Genomic DNA, 18,110 nt, shown 5'->3' with positions numbered 1-18,110 from the left:
GGGTAAGCGAAGCGCCACCCGGCTTTTTTACACCTCAAAATCCATCTCATCTTCACCGCGCAGCGGTATCAGCTGCACCTTCTGCACGCGATGGCTCTCTACCTGCAAGGTTTTGATCATGTAATCCCCCACCTGGACCTCTTCGCCCGGCTGCGGAATACGTTGCAGATATTCCATCAGCAAACCGGCGATGGTGTGGTATTCGCGCTTCTCGTCCAGCGGAAGCGGAACGAACTGCACCAGATCTTCGAGCGGCATATGGCCGTTGGCGGTCCAGCTGCCGTCTGCGTTTTTCTGAATATCGTGGCGTGCATCGATCTCATCCACCTCATTAGGCAGATTACCGGCGATGGTTTCCATCACGTCGCTGAGTGTCACCAGCCCTTCCACAGAACCAAACTCATCAACGACAAACGCGAAGTGGGTACGCGCGTTGCGGAACTGCTCCAGCGCGGAGAGCAGCGGCAGCGCTTCCGGGAAGACCAGCGGTTGGCGCACCAGCGCGCGCAGGTTGAGCGGCTCACCGTGAAGCTGCTGTTGCAGCAGGTCAATCACGTGTACCACGCCCAGCAGCTCTTCTTCCTCTTCTCCGTCGGTCACCACCACGCGGGTGTGCTGGTTTTTATCCAGCAGGGCACGGATCTGCTCTTCCGGTGCCGTCAGGTCAATATGCTCAATGTCGTGGCGGGAGGTCATGATACTGCTGACCGAGCGCTGGTTGAGGTTAAGCACGCGCTCTATCATCCGGCGTTCCTGCGGGTTGAAGATCTGCCCGTCGCTGTGGTCGGCTAGCATCGCAGCGGATTCAGCATCCAGCTCGGCATCCTCTTTTTTGCCGCTCAGCAGGCGCATCACCGTATCTGCGGTGCGCTGTCGTAATGTCTGGTTCGCGGAAAGAAAACGGCGGCGGTTGAAAATGGCCAGTTGGTTAAGAAACTCAATAAGCACCGAGAAACCAATGGCTGCGTACAGATATCCTTTCGGGATATGGAAGCCAAAACCATCCGCCACCAGGCTAAAGCCAATCATCAGCAGGAAGCTCAGACAGAGAATGACGATAGTCGGGTGACTGTTCACGAAGCGCGTCAGGGCTTTACTGGCGAGCACCATCAGGGTGATGGCAATGATCACGGCGGCCATCATCACCGCCAGATGGTCAACCATCCCGACGGCAGTAATCACGGAGTCGAGAGAAAAGACGGCATCCAGCACCACTATCTGCGCGACCACCGGCCAGAATTTAGCGCCGCGCCGCTGGGTGGGGTTTTCACTGTCTTTTCCTTCCAGCCGCTCATTAAGCTCAACCGTGGCTTTGAACAGCAGGAACAATCCGCCGAAAAGCATGATCAGGTCGCGGGCGCTAAAGCTCAGACCCTGCACGCTGAATAAGGGTTTGGTGAGCGTGACCAGCCATGATATTGAGGCCAGTAACAGCAGACGCATCACCATGGCGAGCAGAAGACCCGTCACGCGGGCGCGGTCGCGTTGTGAAGGGGGTAATTTATCGGCAAGGATGGCGATAAACACCAGGTTATCAATGCCGAGCACTAATTCGATGACGACCAGCGTCACCAGCCCGGCCCAGATTGATGGATCGGCAATCCATTCCATAGTAAATGCAATACCTTCTGTTATATGACTAATGTCACACTTCGATCATGGATAAAGCAGACGGAAATTGCAATGCCGGGGTGAGATTTCTCTTAATGCTACACTCAGGTAAAACCCATTTGCGGGGCTGTGTAAATAAGTTAAATGCGAAGATTTAATTACAAAAGACGATATTTAGGATATATCGCAATAAATGGTCTGGCGCTCTATTTTGTCAATATAAAGAAAATCCGAAAACCTCAAAACTTTGCTCTTAATATTAATCTTAAAAACGAATATTAGGACGGTTGTCTCCTTGCCTGCTATTAGGTTAGCTGCAACAATTCTTCCAGCATCAAATGTTAAATCTCCTTGTTGCTATTTTTGTTTCAGTCTTTGGTGAAGGTTATACATTATCAATCACCCGTTTAAGGTGGCGGATATATTTCTCAAAAGGCCTGATCCAAGAGGGTGTCTAACCATAACGCATTGTTTAGTCAGTGGATTGGTAACTGAAAGCCAAGGGCGGTAGCGTGCCTGAAAGCGTGTGAATCAGCCTCAATTATTCTGTCAATAGCCAATGGATGAATAAGCTTTTTTTAGGACTGATGCCAGTTATATTGCTAAATGATTAACTGCATTCTGATTGTCACCACGACCCGCGCTTATTTTAATTGCACAGGATAATTACTCTGCCAAAGTGATAAATAATCAATGATGAAATCCAAAATGAAATTGATGCCATTATTGGTGTCTGTGACCTTGATGAGTGGTTGCACGGTCTTTCCCGGCAGCAATATGTCAACAATGGGCAAGGATGTGATTAAACAGCAGGATGCTGATTTTGATCTCGACAAAATGGTGAATGTTTACCCATTAACCCCACGTCTGGTAGAACAATTACGCCCACGTCCGAATGTTGCTCAGCCAAATATGTCTCTGGACCAGGAAATTGCCTCTTACCAGTATCGCGTTGGTCCGGGTGACGTCATTAACGTGACCGTCTGGGATCACCCTGAACTGACCACACCTGCGGGCCAGTACCGCAGCTCAAGCGACACCGGTAACTGGGTACAGTCCGATGGCACCATGTTCTATCCCTACATTGGCAAAGTGCACGTCGCGGGCAAAACGCTTGCTGAGATCCGTAGTGATATTACCGGCCGCCTGGCGCAGTACATTGCTGACCCGCAGGTGGACGTTAATATCGCCGCGTTCCGATCCCAGAAAGCCTATATCTCAGGCCAGGTCAACAAATCCGGTCAGCAGGCTATCACCAACGTCCCGCTCACCGTTCTTGATGCGATCAATGCCGCAGGCGGCTTAACCGACGGTGCTGACTGGCGCAACGTGGTGCTAACCCACAACGGCAAAGAGCAGCGCATTTCGCTTCAGGCGCTGATGCAAAACGGTGACCTGACCCAGAACCGTCTCCTCTATCCGGGCGATATTCTTTACGTGCCGCGCAACGACGATCTGAAAGTGTTCGTGATGGGTGAAGTGAAGAAACAGAGCACCCTCAAGATGGACTTCAGCGGTATGACCCTGACCGAAGCGCTGGGCAACGCGGAAGGTATCGATCTGACCGCCTCCAACGCCAGCGGTATCTTTGTGATCCGTCCGATCAAAGGCGAAAACGCGAAAGGCAAGATTGCCAACATCTACCAGCTGGACATGTCCAACGCGACGTCGCTGGTCATGGCAACGTCGTTCCGTCTCCAGCCATACGATGTGGTCTATGTCACCACCGCGCCGGTTGCCCGCTGGAACCGTCTGATCAACCAGTTGCTGCCTACCATCAGTGGCGTTCGCTACATGACGGATACGGCGAGCGACATTCATACCTGGTAAGCCGCGATGTTTAACAAAATTCTGGTGGTGTGTGTGGGGAACATTTGCCGTTCCCCCACGGCTGAAAGGCTGTTGAAAAATTACCAGCCTGCGTTAACGGTCGACTCCGCAGGGCTGGGCGCGCTGGTCGGAAAAGGTGCCGACGAACGTGCCGCAAGTGTCGCCCTTGAGCATAACCTCTCACTCGACGGGCACGTTGCCCGTCAGGTCTCTGGCCGAATGTGCCGGGAATATGACCTGATCCTCGCGATGGAAAAACGCCACATTCACGCGCTGTGCGATATCGCACCGGAGATGCGCGGCAAGGTGATGCTGTTTGGTCACTGGGATGGTGAGCGCGAAATTCCCGATCCGTATCGCAAGAGCCGCGAGGCCTTTGAGGCGGTATACACCTTACTAGACCAGTCTGCCCGCCAGTGGGCGCAGGCACTGAAAGCTCAGCAGGGATAACAATGACAGAAAAAAAAAGACCTTCTGCCGCCCCGACGTCGGGCAGTGATGAAATCGATATCGGTCGCCTGGTCGGGACCGTTATTGAAGCGAAATGGTGGGTGCTGGGTATAACCGCCATCTTTGCCGTGGCGGCGATCGTTTATACGCTGTTCGCGACGCCTATTTACAGCGCCGACGCGCTGGTGCAGATCGAACAAAATACCGGAAACTCGCTGGTTCAGGATATCGGCTCTGCGCTGGCCAACAAGCCGCCGGCATCGGAGGCTGAAATTCAGCTGATCCAGTCGCGCCTGGTATTGGGCAAAACGGTTCACGATCTGGGGCTGGATATCGCGGTCACCAAAAACACCTTCCCGGTGTTTGGCGCAGGCTGGGATCGCCTGATGGGGCGCAGTAACGATACGGTAAAAGTGACTGACTTCGTGATTCCAAAAGGGGCAGGGGACCAAACCTTTACCCTGACCGTGCTGGGACCAAAACAGTATCAGCTGACCAGCGACGCAGGCTTCAGCGCGCGCGGGGAAGTGGGGCAGATGCTGACCAAAGATGGCGTGAGCATCAGGGTTGGTGCCATCCAGGCGCACGAGGGCGGTGAGTTTACGGTCACCAAATTCTCGACGCTCGGAATGATCAACAATCTGCAAAACAACCTGACCGTCACCGAAAACGGCAAGGACACCGGCGTCCTGAGCATGACCTTCACCGGTGAAGACAAGGATCAAATCCGCGACATCCTGAATAGCATCACCCGTAACTACCTTGAGCAGAACGTTGAGCGCAAGTCAGCGGAAGCCGCTAAAAGCCTCGCGTTCCTCAGTAAACAGCTGCCGGAGGTGCGCGCCCGTCTGGATGACGCCGAGAACAAGCTGAACGCATACCGTCAGGATAAAGACTCCGTCGACCTGCCGCTGGAGGCGAAATCGGTTCTCGACTCCATGGTCAATATTGATGCGCAGCTAAACGAGCTGACCTTTAAAGAGGCGGAAATTTCCAAGCTCTATACCAAACGTCACCCGGCGTACCGCACGCTGCTCGAGAAACGTCGTACCCTGGAAGAAGAGAAGGCGAAGCTGAATGACCGCGTGACCGCGATGCCGAAGACGCAGCAGGAAATCGTACGCCTGACGCGTGATGTGGAATCCGGCCAGCAGGTTTACATGCAACTGCTGAACAAGCAGCAGGAGCTGAAAATCACCGAAGCCAGCACCGTGGGCGACGTGCGTATCGTTGACCCGGCGATTACCCAGCCGGGCGTGCTGAAGCCGAAGAAAGCGCTGATTATCCTCGGCAGCATTATTCTCGGCCTGATGCTCTCTATCGTCGGCGTGCTGCTGCGCTCGCTGTTCAACCGCGGTATCGAAAGCCCGCAGGTGCTGGAAGAGAACGGGATCAGCGTGTACGCCAGCATCCCGCTTTCGGAGTGGCAGAAGTCCCGTGACAGCGTCAAAACCGTTAAGGGCGTCAAGCGTTACAAACAGAGCCAGCTGCTGGCCGTGGGTAACCCGACCGACCTGGCGATTGAAGCGGTGCGTAGCCTGCGTACCAGCCTCCACTTCGCCATGATGCAGGCCAAAAACAACGTCCTGATGATGACCGGTGTCAGCCCGTCAATTGGTAAGACCTTCGTCTGTGCCAACCTGGCGGCGGTGGTGAGCCAGACCAACAAGCGCGTGCTGCTGATCGACTGCGACATGCGTAAGGGCTACACCCATGAGCTGCTGGGTACCAACAACGTTAACGGCCTGTCGGAAATCCTGCTGGGTAAAGGGGAGATCAGCGAGAGCGCCAAGCCGACCTCGATTCCGAAATTTGACCTGATCCCGCGTGGCCAGGTACCGCCGAACCCGTCTGAACTGCTGATGAGCGAGCGCTTCACGCAGCTGATCGAGTGGGCAAGCAAAAACTATGACCTGGTGCTGATCGATACCCCACCAATTCTGGCGGTCACCGACGCCGCCGTGGTAGGGCGTCATGCGGGCACCACGCTGATGGTTGCACGCTATGCGGTGAACACCCTGAAGGAAGTGGAAACCAGCCTGAGCCGCTTTGAGCAGAACGGTATTGAGGTGAAAGGGGTCATTCTGAACTCCATCTTCCGCCGTGCGACGGGTTATCAGGATTACGGCTACTACGAGTACGAATACAAGTCTGACTCTAAATAACAAAACACACCCCACACCCCTCACCCTAACCCTCTCCCCTGAGGGGAGAGGGGACTGCCTGGTGCGGTCTTTCACCCTCCCCCCTTCGGGGAGAGGGCCGGGGTGAGGGGCAGGAGGAATACATGAGCACACAACGCCCTTTGATTTCTATCTATATGCCGACATGGAATCGTCAGCAGCTGGCGATCCGCGCGATTAAATCGGTCCTGCGTCAGGATTACGATAACTGGGAACTGATTATCGTGGATGACTGTTCCTCCTCTTACGAACAGCTGCAAAAGTTTGTCGAAGACCTGAACGACCCGCGCGTGGTGTACACGCACAACGCCATCAACTCCGGGGCGTGCGCGGTGCGCAATCAGGCGATTATGCAGGCGAAAGGGCAGTATCTGACCGGTATCGACGATGATGACGAATGGACGCCAAACCGTCTGTCGATCTTCCTGTCGCACAAAGCGCAGCTGGTGACCCACGCGTTTCTGTATGCCAACGACTATGTCTGTCAGGGCGAGGTCTATTCGCAGCCGGCCAGCCTGCCGCTGTATCCGAAATCACCGTATTCCCGCCGCCTGTTCTACAAGCGCAACATCATTGGCAATCAGGTATTTACCTGGGCCTGGCGCTTTAAGGAGTGTCTGTTCGATACCGAGCTGAAGGCCGCACAGGATTACGACATTTTCCTGCGGATGGTGGTGGAGTACGGCGAGCCGTGGAAGGTGGAAGAGGCCACGCAGATCCTGCACATCAACCACGGGGAGATGCAGATCACCTCGTCACCGAAAAAATTCTCGGGCTACTTCCATTTTTACCGCAAGCACAAGGACAAGTTTGACCGTGCCAGTCGGAAGTATCAGCTCTTTACCCTCTATCAGATCCGCAATAAGCGCATGAACTGGCGCACGCTGCTGACGCTGCTGTCGGTGCGTAACGGCAAGCGTCTGGCTGACGGGCTTCGGGGGAAATAATGTTTCTGGAAGATTGCCGCGCTAACAGCTGGAGCCTGCGCCCGTGCTGCATGGTTCTGGCCTACCGTATTGCGCACTTTTGCTCGGTGTGGCGCAAAAAAAATGTGCTGAACAACATCTGGGCCGCGCCGGTGCTGGTGCTGTACCGCATCATCACCGAATGCTTTTTTGGCTATGAAATTCAGGCCGCTGCCACCATTGGCCGCCGCTTTACCATTCATCACGGCTATGCGGTCGTCATCAACAAGTTCGTCGTCGCGGGTGATGATTTCACCATTCGCCACGGGGTGACAATCGGCAACCGTGGGCCAGACAGCCTGGCCTGCCCGGTGATTGGCAATAACGTCGAGTTGGGCGCCAACGTGGTGATGATCGGGGAGATTACCGTGGGCAATAACGTGACGGTTGGCGCAGGCAGCGTGGTGCTGGACAGCATTCCGGACAATGCGCTGGTGGTGGGCGAGAAAGCCCGCGTGAAGGTGATTAAATGAACATTCTGCAATTTAACGTACGCCTCGCAGAGGGCGGGGCGGCAGGCGTAGCGCTGGATCTGCACCAGCGCGCGCTGCAAAAAGGATTACAGTCGCGCTTTGTTTACGGTTACGGCAAGGGCGGCAAGAAAAGCGTCAGCCATGATAACTATCCGCAGGTGCTGAAGCAGACGCCACGTCTGACCTCCATCGCCAATATTGCGCTGTTCCGCCTGTTTAACCGCGACCTGTTCGGCAACCTGAATAATCTCTACCGCACCGTCACCCGCACCCGCGGGCCGGTTGTGCTGCACTTCCACGTGCTACACAGCTACTGGCTGAATCTGGAAGAGGTGGTAGCGTTTTGTGGCAAAGTGAAGGCGCACAAGCCGGACACCCGTTTCGTCTGGACGCTACACGACCACTGGAGCGTGACCGGACGCTGCGCCTTTACCGACGGCTGCGAAGGCTGGAAAGATAACTGCCAGAAATGCCCTACGCTCAGCAACTATCCGCCGGTGAAGGTCGATCGCGCGCATCAGCTGGTTGAGGGCAAGCGTCAGCTGTTCCGCGACATGCTCTCGCTCGGCTGCACCTTTATCTCTCCAAGCCAGCACGTGGCAGATGCCTTCAATAGCCTGTACGGAGCAGGGCGCTGCCAGATTATCAACAACGGTATTGATGTGGCGACGGAAGAGATCCTGGCCGAACTGACGCCCGTAGCCATTACCACGGGCAAGCCGAAAATCGCTGTCGTCGCCCATGACCTGCGCTACGACGGCAAAACCAACCAACAGCTGGTGCGCGACATGATGGCGCTCGGCGACAAAATTGAACTGCATACCTTCGGCAAATTCTCGCCGTTCGAAGGCGCTAACGTGGTGAATCACGGGTTTGAAACCGACAAGCGCAAACTGATGAGCGCGCTCAACGGTATGGACGCGCTGGTGTTCAGCTCCCGCGTGGACAACTACCCGCTGATCCTGTGCGAAGCGCTCTCCATTGGCGTGCCGGTCATTGCCACCCACAGCGACGCGGCGCGCGAAGTGCTGGAGAAATCGGGCGGTAAAACCTTCAGTGAGAACGAGGTGCTGCCGCTGGTGCAGCTGTCGAAGGCCGATATCGCGCAGGCTGTTTTTGGCACGGACCTGGAATCGTTCCGCAACCGCAGCCGCAAAGCGTACAGTGGACAACAGATGCTGGAGGAGTATGTCTCGTTCTATCAGAATCTGTAGTTATCTGCTGCTGCCGCTGATCTACCTGCTGGTCAACGTCAAGATTGCCCAGCTCGGTGAAAGCTTCCCAATCACCATCGTCACCTTCCTGCCGGTTCTGCTGTTGCTATACGTTGATAAGCTTAACCTCAAAAAGCTGATGATTGCGCTGGGGATCGGGTTTGGTCTGACGGCGTTTAACTACATCTTTGGTCAGTCGCTGGACGCCAGCAAATATGTCACCTCCACCATGCTGTTTGTTTATATCGTAATCATTATTGGCATGGTGTGGAGTATTCGTTTTAAAACTATCTCTCCGCACAATTATAGGAAAATCCTCAGGTTCTTTTATATTGTCGTCGGGCTGATTGTTATGCTTGCGGCATTGGAGATGGCGCAAATTATTCTCACAGGCGGCAGTAGCCTGATGGAAATAATTTCGAAATATCTTATATACAGTAACAGCTATGTACTGAACTTCATTAAGTTTGGTGGCAAGCGTACCACTGCGCTCTATTTTGAACCGGCGTTTTTTGCTCTGGCATTAATCTCAATTTGGCTCAGCATCAAACAGTTCGGTATCAAAACCCCCAAGACCGATGCTATGATTCTTGCAGGAATCGTTCTGTCAGGGTCGTTCTCAGGGGTAATGACGTTTATTCTGTTTTACCTGCTGGAGTGGGCGTTCCAGTACCTGAACAAAGAGGCGATTAAGAAAAAACTGCCGCTGGCGATCATTTCTCTGACGGTATTTTTAGTGGGCGTAATATTCGCCTTCCCGTACATTTCTGAACGTCTGGGTGATTTGGGAACGGAAGGTTCGTCGTCCTATTATCGCATCATTGGTCCACTGGTGATGGTGGGTTATTCCTTAACCCATATTGATGGCGTAGTAAGATTCGGCTCACTTTACGAATATGTTGCATCATTCGGAATCTTTAACGGTGCGGATGTCGGTAAAACCATAGACAATGGTCTGTATCTGTTAATTATCTATTTTTCCTGGTTCGCCGTACTGTTGACACTGTGGTATCTGTTTAAAGTTTTCAAAATGATGATTAACGCGTTTGGTGATAACCAGAACTTTCGCGTGCAACTTTATCTGTTCACACCGGTGTCGTTGTTTTTTACCGGGTCAATATTTAGCCCGGAATATGCATTCTTAATTGTATGTCCGTTTATTTTGCGCAAAGCGTTGAATATTACGAGCGTATGACGAAATGAGGTGATTTATGTTTCTTAGCGTCATTACTGTCGCCTTTCGTAACCACGAAGGGGTGGTAAAAACCTGGCGCTCGCTGCGCAACCTGGCGCGCGATCCGAGCCTCACCTTTGAGTGGATCGTGGTCGATGGCGGCTCGAACGACGGCACGGCGGAGTTCCTGGAAAAACTTAACGGTGAGTTCAACTTACGTTACATCAGCGAGAAAGATAAAGGCATTTACGATGCCATGAATAAAGGCATCAACCTGGCGCAGGGGCGCTACGCCATCTTCCTCAATTCCGGCGACGTGTTCCATGAAGATGTGGCGCTGTTTGCACGCCAGCTGGCGCGCCAGAAAGAAGATGCCATGTTTATCGGTGATGCGCTGCTTGATTTCGGCGAGGGGAAAAAAGTCCTGCGCGGCGCGAAACCAGGCTGGTATATCTACCACAGCCTGCCGGCAAGCCATCAGGCTATTTTCTTTCCGATGAGCGGCCTGAAAAAGCAGCCTTACGATTTGCAATATAAAGTGTCATCAGATTATGCCCTGGCCGCCAGCCTGTACAAATCTGGCTACCCGTTCCGTCGAATTAAAGGACTGGTATCCGAATTTTCAATGGGCGGCGTGTCAACCTCGAATAATCTGGAATTGTGCCAGGATGCCAAAAACGTGCAGCGTAAAATATTACGCGTACCGGGGTTCTGGGCGGAATTATCTTATTTCTTACGTCTGAAAACGACGGGTAAAGCGAAAGCCTTATATAACAAAGCCTGAGATATAAGGAAACGTAATGCAGGAATTAAATGGATTCTCCGTGCCGAAAGGTTTTCGGGGCGGGAGCGGTATTAAAGTTCAACTGTGGTGGGCTGTACAGGCAACGTTATTTGCCTGGTCGCCGCAAATACTGTACCGCTGGCGCGCATTTTTACTGCGTCTGTTTGGCGCAAAAATAGGAAAAAACGTAGTCATTCGTCCTTCGGTGAAAATTACTTATCCCTGGAAATTAACGCTTGGGGATTACGCCTGGGTTGGGGATGACGCGGTGTTATATACCCTTGGCGAGATTACGATTGGCGCAAATTCGGTGGTTTCACAGAAGTGTTATTTGTGCACCGGCAGCCACGATTTTATGAGCCCGCATTTTGATATTACCGCTTCGCCTGTTGTGATCGGTGAAAAATGCTGGCTGGCAACAGACGTCTTTGTTGCACCCGGTGTTTCTGTTGGCGATGGCACGGTAGTCGGTGCCCGCAGCAGCGTTTTTAAATCGCTACCGGCAAATAAAATTTGCCGTGGCAACCCCGCAGTGGTGATACGCGAACGCGTTGAAACTGATTAAATTCATAAGTAGAGGAATATAAACATGTCTAAAGTCGCTCTCATCACCGGCGTTACCGGGCAGGATGGTTCTTACCTGGCAGAGTTACTGCTGGAAAAAGGGTATGAAGTACACGGTATTAAACGTCGTGCGTCTTCATTTAACACCGAACGTGTCGATCATATTTATCAGGATCCTCACGCGGCGAATCCGAAATTCCACCTGCACTACGGCGACCTGACCGATACCTCCAACCTGACCCGCATCCTGCAGGAAGTACAGCCGGATGAAGTCTACAACTTGGGCGCGATGAGCCACGTTGCGGTTTCCTTCGAATCCCCGGAATACACCGCTGACGTGGACGCCATGGGTACGCTGCGTCTGCTGGAAGCGATTCGCTTCCTGGGTCTTGAGAAGAAAACCCGTTTCTATCAGGCATCTACCTCTGAGCTGTATGGTCTGGTGCAGGAAATTCCGCAGAAAGAGACTACGCCGTTCTACCCACGTTCTCCGTACGCGGTAGCGAAACTGTACGCTTACTGGATCACTGTGAACTACCGTGAATCCTACGGCATGTACGCCTGTAACGGCATTCTGTTCAACCACGAATCCCCACGTCGTGGCGAAACCTTCGTGACCCGTAAAATCACCCGCGCTATCGCCAACATCGCTCAGGGCCTGGAGTCTTGCCTTCACCTCGGCAACATGGACTCCCTGCGTGACTGGGGCCATGCGAAAGACTACGTGAAAATGCAGTGGATGATGCTGCAGCAGGAACAGCCAGAAGACTTCGTGATCGCGACCGGCGTGCAGTACTCCGTACGTCAGTTCGTTGAGATGGCTGCGGCACAGCTGGGCATCAAGCTGCGCTTCGAAGGCACCGGCGTGGAAGAGAAGGGTATCGTTGTTTCCGTGACCGGCCACGACGCACCGGGCGTGAAGCCAGGCGACGTGATTGTTCAGGTGGATCCGCGTTACTTCCGTCCTGCTGAAGTGGAAACCCTGCTGGGCGACCCAACCAAAGCGCACGAGAAGCTGGGCTGGAAACCAGAAACCACCCTGCAAGAAATGGTATCCGAGATGGTGGCCAAAGATCTTGAAGCAGCGAAAAAACACTCCCTGCTCAAGTCCCATGGCTACGAGGTTGCCATCGCGCTGGAGTCCTGAGAATGACAAAACAACGTATTTTTGTCGCCGGTCATCGCGGAATGGTGGGTTCCGCGATTGTCCGCCAGCTTGAACAGCGCGGCGACGTTGAGGTGATTGTTCGCACCCGCGACGAGCTGAACTTGCTTGACAGCAAAGCGGTGCAGGACTTCTTCGCCAGCGAACGTATCGACCAGGTGTATCTGGCGGCGGCGAAGGTGGGCGGCATTGTCGCTAACAACACCTACCCGGCGGATTTCATCTACGAGAACATGATGATTGAGAGCAACATCATTCACGCGGCGCATCTGCACAACGTGAACAAGCTGCTGTTCCTCGGTTCATCCTGTATCTACCCAAAAATGGCGAAACAGCCGATCGCCGAGAGCGAACTGTTGCAGGGCACGCTGGAAGCCACCAACGAGCCGTATGCGATTGCCAAAATTGCCGGGATCAAGCTGTGTGAATCGTACAACCGTCAGTATAACCGCGACTATCGCTCGGTGATGCCGACCAACCTCTACGGACCGCACGACAACTTCCACCCGAGCAATTCGCACGTGATCCCGGCGCTGCTGCGTCGTTTCCACGAGGCGACTGCCGAAAACGCCCCGGACGTGGTGGTGTGGGGCAGCGGTACGCCAATGCGCGAGTTCCTGCACGTGGACGATATGGCGGCTGCCAGCATTCACGTCATGGAGCTGGATCGCGAGGTGTGGCAGGAAAACACCGAGCCGATGCTGTCGCACATTAACGTCGGGACCGGCGTGGACTGTACCATTCGCGAGCTGGCGCAGACCATCGCGCAGGTGGTGGGCTACAAAGGACGCGTGGTGTTTGATGCCACCAAACCGGACGGCACGCCGCGCAAGCTGCTGGACGTGACCCGTCTGCATCAGCTTGGCTGGTATCACGAGGTCTCACTGGAGCAGGGGCTGGCCAGCACCTACCAGTGGTTCCTGGAAAACCAGCACCGCTTCCGGGGGTAATGATGTTTTTAAGTCAGGAAGATTTTGCCACGGTGGTGCGTTCCACTCCGCTCATCTCAATTGATTTGATCGTGGAGAACGAACGCGGCGAGTTCTTGCTGGGGAAACGAACCAATCGTCCTGCACAGGGCTTCTGGTTCGTGCCCGGCGGGCGCGTGCAGAAGGATGAGACGCTAAGCGATGCGTTTGAGCGTCTCACTCTGGCGGAACTGGGCCTGCAACTGCCGATGGCAGCGGGCCAGTTTTACGGGGTCTGGCAGCACTTCTATGACGATAACTTTTCGGGCACCGGGTTCACCACGCACTATGTCGTGCTGGGGTTCCGCCTGAAGGTGAGTGAGGCAGACCTGCGTCTGCCTGATTCTCAGCATGACGATTACCGCTGGTTAACGCCAGAAGCGCTGCTGGCAAGCGACAACGCCCATGACAACAGTCGGGCGTACTTCCTTGCGGAACGTCAGGCCGAGGTGCCAGGCCTATGAAAATCCTCGTCTACGGAATTAACTACTCGCCGGAGCTTACCGGTATCGGGAAATACACCGGCGAGATGGTCGAGTGGATGGCGAGCCAGGGACATGACGTGCGGGTGATTACTGCCCCGCCGTATTACCCGGAGTGGAAGGTAGGCGAACGCTATTCCAGCTGGCGCTACCGCCGCGAAGAGGGGGCTGCGACCGTCTGGCGCTGCCCGCTCTACGTGCCGAAACAGCCCTCGACGCTGAAACGTTTAATTCATCTGGGCAGCTTTGCCCTGAGCAGTTTTTTCCCGCTGATGGCGCAGCGTCGCTGGAAGCCGGATCGCATCATCGGCGTGGTGCCGACGCTGTTCTGCACGCCAGGCATGCGCCTGCTGGGAAAACTCTCCGGCGCGCGCACCCTGCTGCACATTCAGGATTATGAAGTGGACGCCATGCTCGGACTGGGGATGGCCGGGAAAGGCAAGGGCGGCAAGGTGGCGAAGCTCGCCAGCGCCTTTGAGCGCAGCGGCCTGCACAACGTGGATTACGTCTCGACCATCTCGCGCTCGATGATGAACAAGGCGCAGGAGAAGGGTGTCCCGGCGGAGAAGGTGATCTTCTTTCCGAACTGGTCCGAAGTGGCGCGTTTCCGCGATGTGACAGACCAGGATGCGCAGGCGTTACGCGCGCAGCTCGGTTTGCCTGAAGATCAAAAAATCATTCTTTACTCAGGCAACATCGGTGAAAAACAGGGGCTGGAAAGCGTGATTGACGCCGCGCTTCAGCTGAGCGAACACCCGTGGATGTTCGTGATAGTCGGGCAGGGCGGGGGTAAAGCGCGGCTGGAAAAAATGGCCAGCGAGCGCGGACTGACCAACATCCGCTTCTTCCCGCTTCAGTCTTATGACGCGCTGCCCGCGCTGCTGAAAATGGCAGATTGCCATCTGGTGGTGCAAAAACGCGGCGCGGCGGATGCGGTGCTGCCGTCCAAGCTGACCAACATTCTGGCAGTGGGCGGAAATGCGGTGATTACGGCAGAAGCCGCAACAGAATTAGGCCAGCTGTGCAACAGCTACCCGGGCATTGCCGTTTGCGTAGAGCCAGAATCGGTTCCTGCGCTGGTGACCGGAATTGAGCAGGCACTCGCCATGCCAAAAGAGAACACGGTGGCACGTGAATATGCCGAACGCACGCTCGAGAAAGAGAACGTGCTGAGCCAATTTATTGCAGATATACGGGGATAAATCATGAGTCAAACCACTTTGTATCCGGTCGTAATGGCGGGTGGATCCGGGAGCCGGTTGTGGCCACTGTCCCGCGTGCTTTATCCAAAACAATTTCTGTGCCTGAAGGGCGACCTCACCATGCTGCAAACGACGGTTAACCGTCTGCACGGCGTGGAGTGTGAAAGCCCGGTGGTGATCTGTAACGAGCAGCACCGCTTTATCGTTGCCGAGCAACTGCGCCAGCTGAATAAACTGACCGAAAATATCATTCTGGAGCCTGCCGGACGCAACACCGCGCCTGCTATTGCTCTTGCGGCGCTGGCAGCAAAACGCAGCAGCCCGGACTGCGACCCGCTGATGCTGGTGCTGGCGGCTGACCACGTTATTCAGCAGGAAGACGCCTTCCGCGACGCGGTTCGCGCGGCGATTCCTTACGCTGAGAACGGCAAGCTGGTGACCTTCGGCATCGTGCCGGATCTTCCGGAAACCGGCTATGGCTACATTCGCCGCGGCAGCGTTACGCCTGGTGAAGGCGACAGCGTGGCCTTTGACGTGGCGCAGTTTGTCGAAAAACCGAATCTTGAAACCGCCCAGGCCTACGTGGCCAGCGGTGAATACTACTGGAACAGCGGTATGTTTCTGTTCCGCGCCGGTCGCTACCTGGAAGAGCTGGAAAAATATCGCCCGGATATCTTAAATGCCTGCGAAAAAGCGATGGCGGTGGTGGATCCGGATCTCGATTTTATCCGCGTGGACGAAGAAGCCTTCCTCGCCTGTCCGGAAGAGTCCATTGACTATGCGGTGATGGAACGCACGGCAGATGCGGTAGTGGTGCCGATGGATGCGGGCTGGAGCGACGTTGGCTCCTGGTCGTCACTGTGGGAGATTAGCGCGCATACCCCGGAGGGTAACGTCCATCACGGTGATGTGATCAGCCACAAAACGGAAAACAGCTACGTCTACGCCGAATCTGGCCTTGTCACCACGGTAGGGGTGAAAGATCTGGTGGTCGTGCAGACCAAAGACGCGGTGCTGATTGCCGACCGTAATGCCGTGCAGGACGTTAAAAAAGTGGTGGAGAAGATCAAGGCCGATGGCCGCCACGAACACCATATTCACCGTGAAGTCTACCGCCCGTGGGGCAAATATGACTCCATCGACGCTGGCGAGCGCTATCAGGTGAAACGCATCACCGTGAAGCCGGGTGAAGGGCTGTCGGTGCAGATGCACCATCACCGCGCCGAACACTGGGTAGTGGTGGCGGGAACCGCCAAAGTGACCATCAACGGTGAAGTGAAGCTGCTCGGTGAAAACGAGTCCATTTATATTCCGCTGGGTGCCACGCACTGCCTGGAAAACCCGGGGAAAATTCCACTCGACTTAATTGAGGTGCGTTCCGGTTCGTATCTGGAAGAGGACGATATCGTGCGCTTCCAGGACCGCTACGGGCGGGTGTAGCGCCGTCTTAACGCCGGATGGCGCTTCGCTTATCCGGCCTACGAATGAATAAAAAACAATTAAGCCTGTTAACGGGCGGGCCAACTGTTGCCTGAAAAAGGGGTCATCATGGAAAAATTAACCTGTTTTAAAGCCTACGATATTCGCGGCAAGCTGGGCGAAGAGCTGAACGAAGATATTGCGTGGCGCATCGGCCGCGCGTACGGCGAATACCTGAAACCACAAACTATCGTGCTGGGCGGCGACGTGCGTCTCACCAGCGAATCCCTGAAGCTGGCGCTGGCGAAAGGGCTACAGGACGCGGGCGTCGACGTGCTGGACATTGGCCTTTCCGGTACCGAAGAGATCTATTTTGCCACCTTCCACCTGGGCGTGGACGGCGGTATAGAAGTGACGGCCAGCCATAACCCGATGGACTACAACGGCATGAAGCTGGTGCGCAAGGGCGCGCGTCCTATCAGCGGCGACACCGGTCTGCGCGACGTGCAGCGTCTGGCCGAGGCCAACGACTTCCCGCCGGTGAACGAAGCGAAGCGCGGCAGCTATAAGCAGATCAACCTGCAAAAAGAGTACATCGACCACCTGCTGGGCTACATCAACGTGGCGAACCTCAAACCGCTGAAGCTGGTGATTAACTCCGGCAACGGCGCGGCAGGCCCGGTTGTCGATGCACTTGAAGCCCGCTTTAAGGCGCTGAACGTGCCGGTGACCTTCGTCAAAGTGCACAACACGCCTGACGGCAACTTCCCGAACGGTATTCCTAACCCGCTGCTGCCGGAGTGCCGCGACGACACCCGTAACGCGGTGATTGAGCACGGCGCCGATATGGGTATTGCCTTTGACGGCGATTTCGACCGCTGCTTCCTGTTCGACGAGAAAGGGCAGTTTATCGAAGGCTACTACATCGTTGGCCTGCTGGCGGAAGCGTTCCTTGAGAAAAACCCGGGCGCGAAAATCATTCACGATCCGCGTCTTTCCTGGAACACCGTCGACGTGGTGAAGGCCGCGGGCGGCGAGCCGGTAATGTCCAAAACCGGCCACGCGTTTATCAAAGAGCGTATGCGCGAGGAAGACGCCATCTACGGCGGCGAGATGAGCGCCCACCACTATTTCCGTGATTTTGCCTACTGCGACAGCGGGATGATCCCGTGGCTGCTGGTGACTGAGCTGCTGTGCCTGAAAGGACAGAGCCTGGGCGAACTGGTGCGCGACCGCATGGCGGCCTTCCCGGCGAGCGGGGAGATCAACAGCAAACTGGCACAGCCAGCCGAGGCCATCGCCCGCGTCGAACAGCACTTTGCCATTCATGCGCTGGAGATTGACCGTACCGACGGTATCAGCATGGCGTTCCCGCAGTGGCGCTTCAACCTGCGCTCTTCCAACACTGAGCCGGTGGTGCGCCTGAACGTTGAGTCCCGCGCCGATACCGCGCTGATGGAAGCCCGAACGAAGGACATTCTGGCGCTGTTGAATCAGTAAAAAGAAAACCTTACCCCTCACCCTAACCCTCTCCCCAAAGGGGAGAGGGAACTTGAACACCCTCTCCCCTTTGGGGAGAGGGCCGGGGTGAGGGGCGAGGGGAAAGGTTTAGAACTAAAGGAACAA

Annotated in this window: 16 protein-coding genes; 15 read left to right on the top strand and 1 reads right to left on the bottom strand. The window is 55.1% G+C overall.

What is annotated here, in order from left to right:
- Positions 1–27: 27 nt before the first annotated feature.
- Complete coding sequence (locus tag L3069_RS14660) at positions 28–1,611, bottom strand: TerC family protein (protein ID WP_236901885.1); 1,584 nt, start codon at positions 1,609–1,611, stop codon at positions 28–30.
- A 693-nt stretch (positions 1,612–2,304) separates the two neighbouring features.
- Between L3069_RS14660 and L3069_RS14655 the strand changes: the two genes are divergently transcribed.
- From L3069_RS14655 to cpsG, 15 genes are all read left to right on the top strand, one after another.
- Positions 2,305–3,441, top strand: a complete 1,137-nt coding sequence (locus L3069_RS14655; RefSeq protein WP_038416376.1) for a polysaccharide export protein — start codon at positions 2,305–2,307, stop codon at positions 3,439–3,441.
- Positions 3,442–3,447: 6 nt separating this feature from the next.
- The gene (gene wzb / locus L3069_RS14650; protein ID WP_003862078.1) at positions 3,448–3,891 is read left to right on the top strand and encodes a low molecular weight protein-tyrosine-phosphatase Wzb; all 444 of its coding nucleotides are present in this window, start codon (positions 3,448–3,450) and stop codon (positions 3,889–3,891) included.
- Between the two features lie 2 nt (positions 3,892–3,893).
- The gene (wzc, locus tag L3069_RS14645; protein ID WP_038416375.1) at positions 3,894–6,056 is read left to right on the top strand and encodes a tyrosine-protein kinase Wzc; all 2,163 of its coding nucleotides are present in this window, start codon (positions 3,894–3,896) and stop codon (positions 6,054–6,056) included.
- 122 nt (positions 6,057–6,178) lie between these two features.
- Positions 6,179–7,021: a colanic acid biosynthesis glycosyltransferase WcaA gene (wcaA, locus tag L3069_RS14640; RefSeq protein WP_006811246.1), complete on the top strand. Its 843-nt coding sequence runs from the start codon at positions 6,179–6,181 to the stop codon at positions 7,019–7,021.
- Entirely contained in the window at positions 7,021–7,512 is a 492-nt protein-coding gene (gene wcaB / locus L3069_RS14635; protein WP_023300548.1) for a colanic acid biosynthesis acetyltransferase WcaB, read from the top strand. Before wcaA ends, wcaB begins: the two co-directional genes overlap by 1 nt.
- Positions 7,509–8,726, top strand: a complete 1,218-nt coding sequence (gene wcaC, locus L3069_RS14630; protein ID WP_023300547.1) for a colanic acid biosynthesis glycosyltransferase WcaC — start codon at positions 7,509–7,511, stop codon at positions 8,724–8,726. Before wcaB ends, wcaC begins: the two co-directional genes overlap by 4 nt.
- Entirely contained in the window at positions 8,701–9,921 is a 1,221-nt protein-coding gene (gene wcaD, locus L3069_RS14625) for a colanic acid polymerase WcaD (RefSeq protein ID WP_022648637.1), read from the top strand. Before wcaC ends, wcaD begins: the two co-directional genes overlap by 26 nt.
- 16 nt (positions 9,922–9,937) lie before the next feature.
- Entirely contained in the window at positions 9,938–10,684 is a 747-nt protein-coding gene (gene wcaE, locus L3069_RS14620) for a colanic acid biosynthesis glycosyltransferase WcaE (RefSeq protein WP_038416374.1), read from the top strand.
- Positions 10,685–10,700: 16 nt separating this feature from the next.
- Positions 10,701–11,249, top strand: coding sequence for a colanic acid biosynthesis acetyltransferase WcaF (gene wcaF / locus L3069_RS14615; RefSeq protein ID WP_003863512.1), 549 nt, complete (start codon positions 10,701–10,703; stop codon positions 11,247–11,249).
- 24 nt (positions 11,250–11,273) lie between these two features.
- Complete coding sequence (gmd, locus tag L3069_RS14610) at positions 11,274–12,395, top strand: GDP-mannose 4,6-dehydratase (protein WP_003863514.1); 1,122 nt, start codon at positions 11,274–11,276, stop codon at positions 12,393–12,395.
- A 2-nt stretch (positions 12,396–12,397) separates the two neighbouring features.
- Positions 12,398–13,363 (top strand): GDP-L-fucose synthase, encoded by a 966-nt coding sequence (locus L3069_RS14605; protein WP_015572377.1) that lies wholly within the window; start codon positions 12,398–12,400, stop codon positions 13,361–13,363.
- Between the two features lie 2 nt (positions 13,364–13,365).
- A complete protein-coding gene (locus L3069_RS14600) occupies positions 13,366–13,845 on the top strand; it encodes a GDP-mannose mannosyl hydrolase (RefSeq protein ID WP_074133620.1) in 480 nt (159 codons plus the stop codon).
- Positions 13,842–15,065, top strand: a complete 1,224-nt coding sequence (gene wcaI, locus L3069_RS14595) for a colanic acid biosynthesis fucosyltransferase WcaI (RefSeq protein WP_022648633.1) — start codon at positions 13,842–13,844, stop codon at positions 15,063–15,065. The genes L3069_RS14600 and wcaI overlap by 4 nt, the downstream gene beginning before the upstream one ends.
- Before the next feature lie 3 nt (positions 15,066–15,068).
- Complete coding sequence (gene cpsB, locus L3069_RS14590) at positions 15,069–16,505, top strand: mannose-1-phosphate guanyltransferase (RefSeq protein WP_023300545.1); 1,437 nt, start codon at positions 15,069–15,071, stop codon at positions 16,503–16,505.
- Positions 16,506–16,613: 108 nt separating this feature from the next.
- On the top strand, positions 16,614–17,984 hold the full coding sequence (gene cpsG / locus L3069_RS14585; protein ID WP_022648631.1) for a colanic acid biosynthesis phosphomannomutase CpsG: 1,371 nt from the start codon (positions 16,614–16,616) through the stop codon (positions 17,982–17,984).
- The last annotated feature ends 126 nt before the right edge of the window (positions 17,985–18,110 follow it).

The organism is Enterobacter cloacae complex sp. ECL411, assembly GCF_021869665.1.
In the GTDB taxonomy this organism is placed as follows: domain Bacteria; phylum Pseudomonadota; class Gammaproteobacteria; order Enterobacterales; family Enterobacteriaceae; genus Enterobacter; species Enterobacter intestinihominis.
The sequence above is the reverse complement of the archived record's forward strand: the minus strand, read 5'-3'. Positions and strand labels throughout refer to the sequence as shown.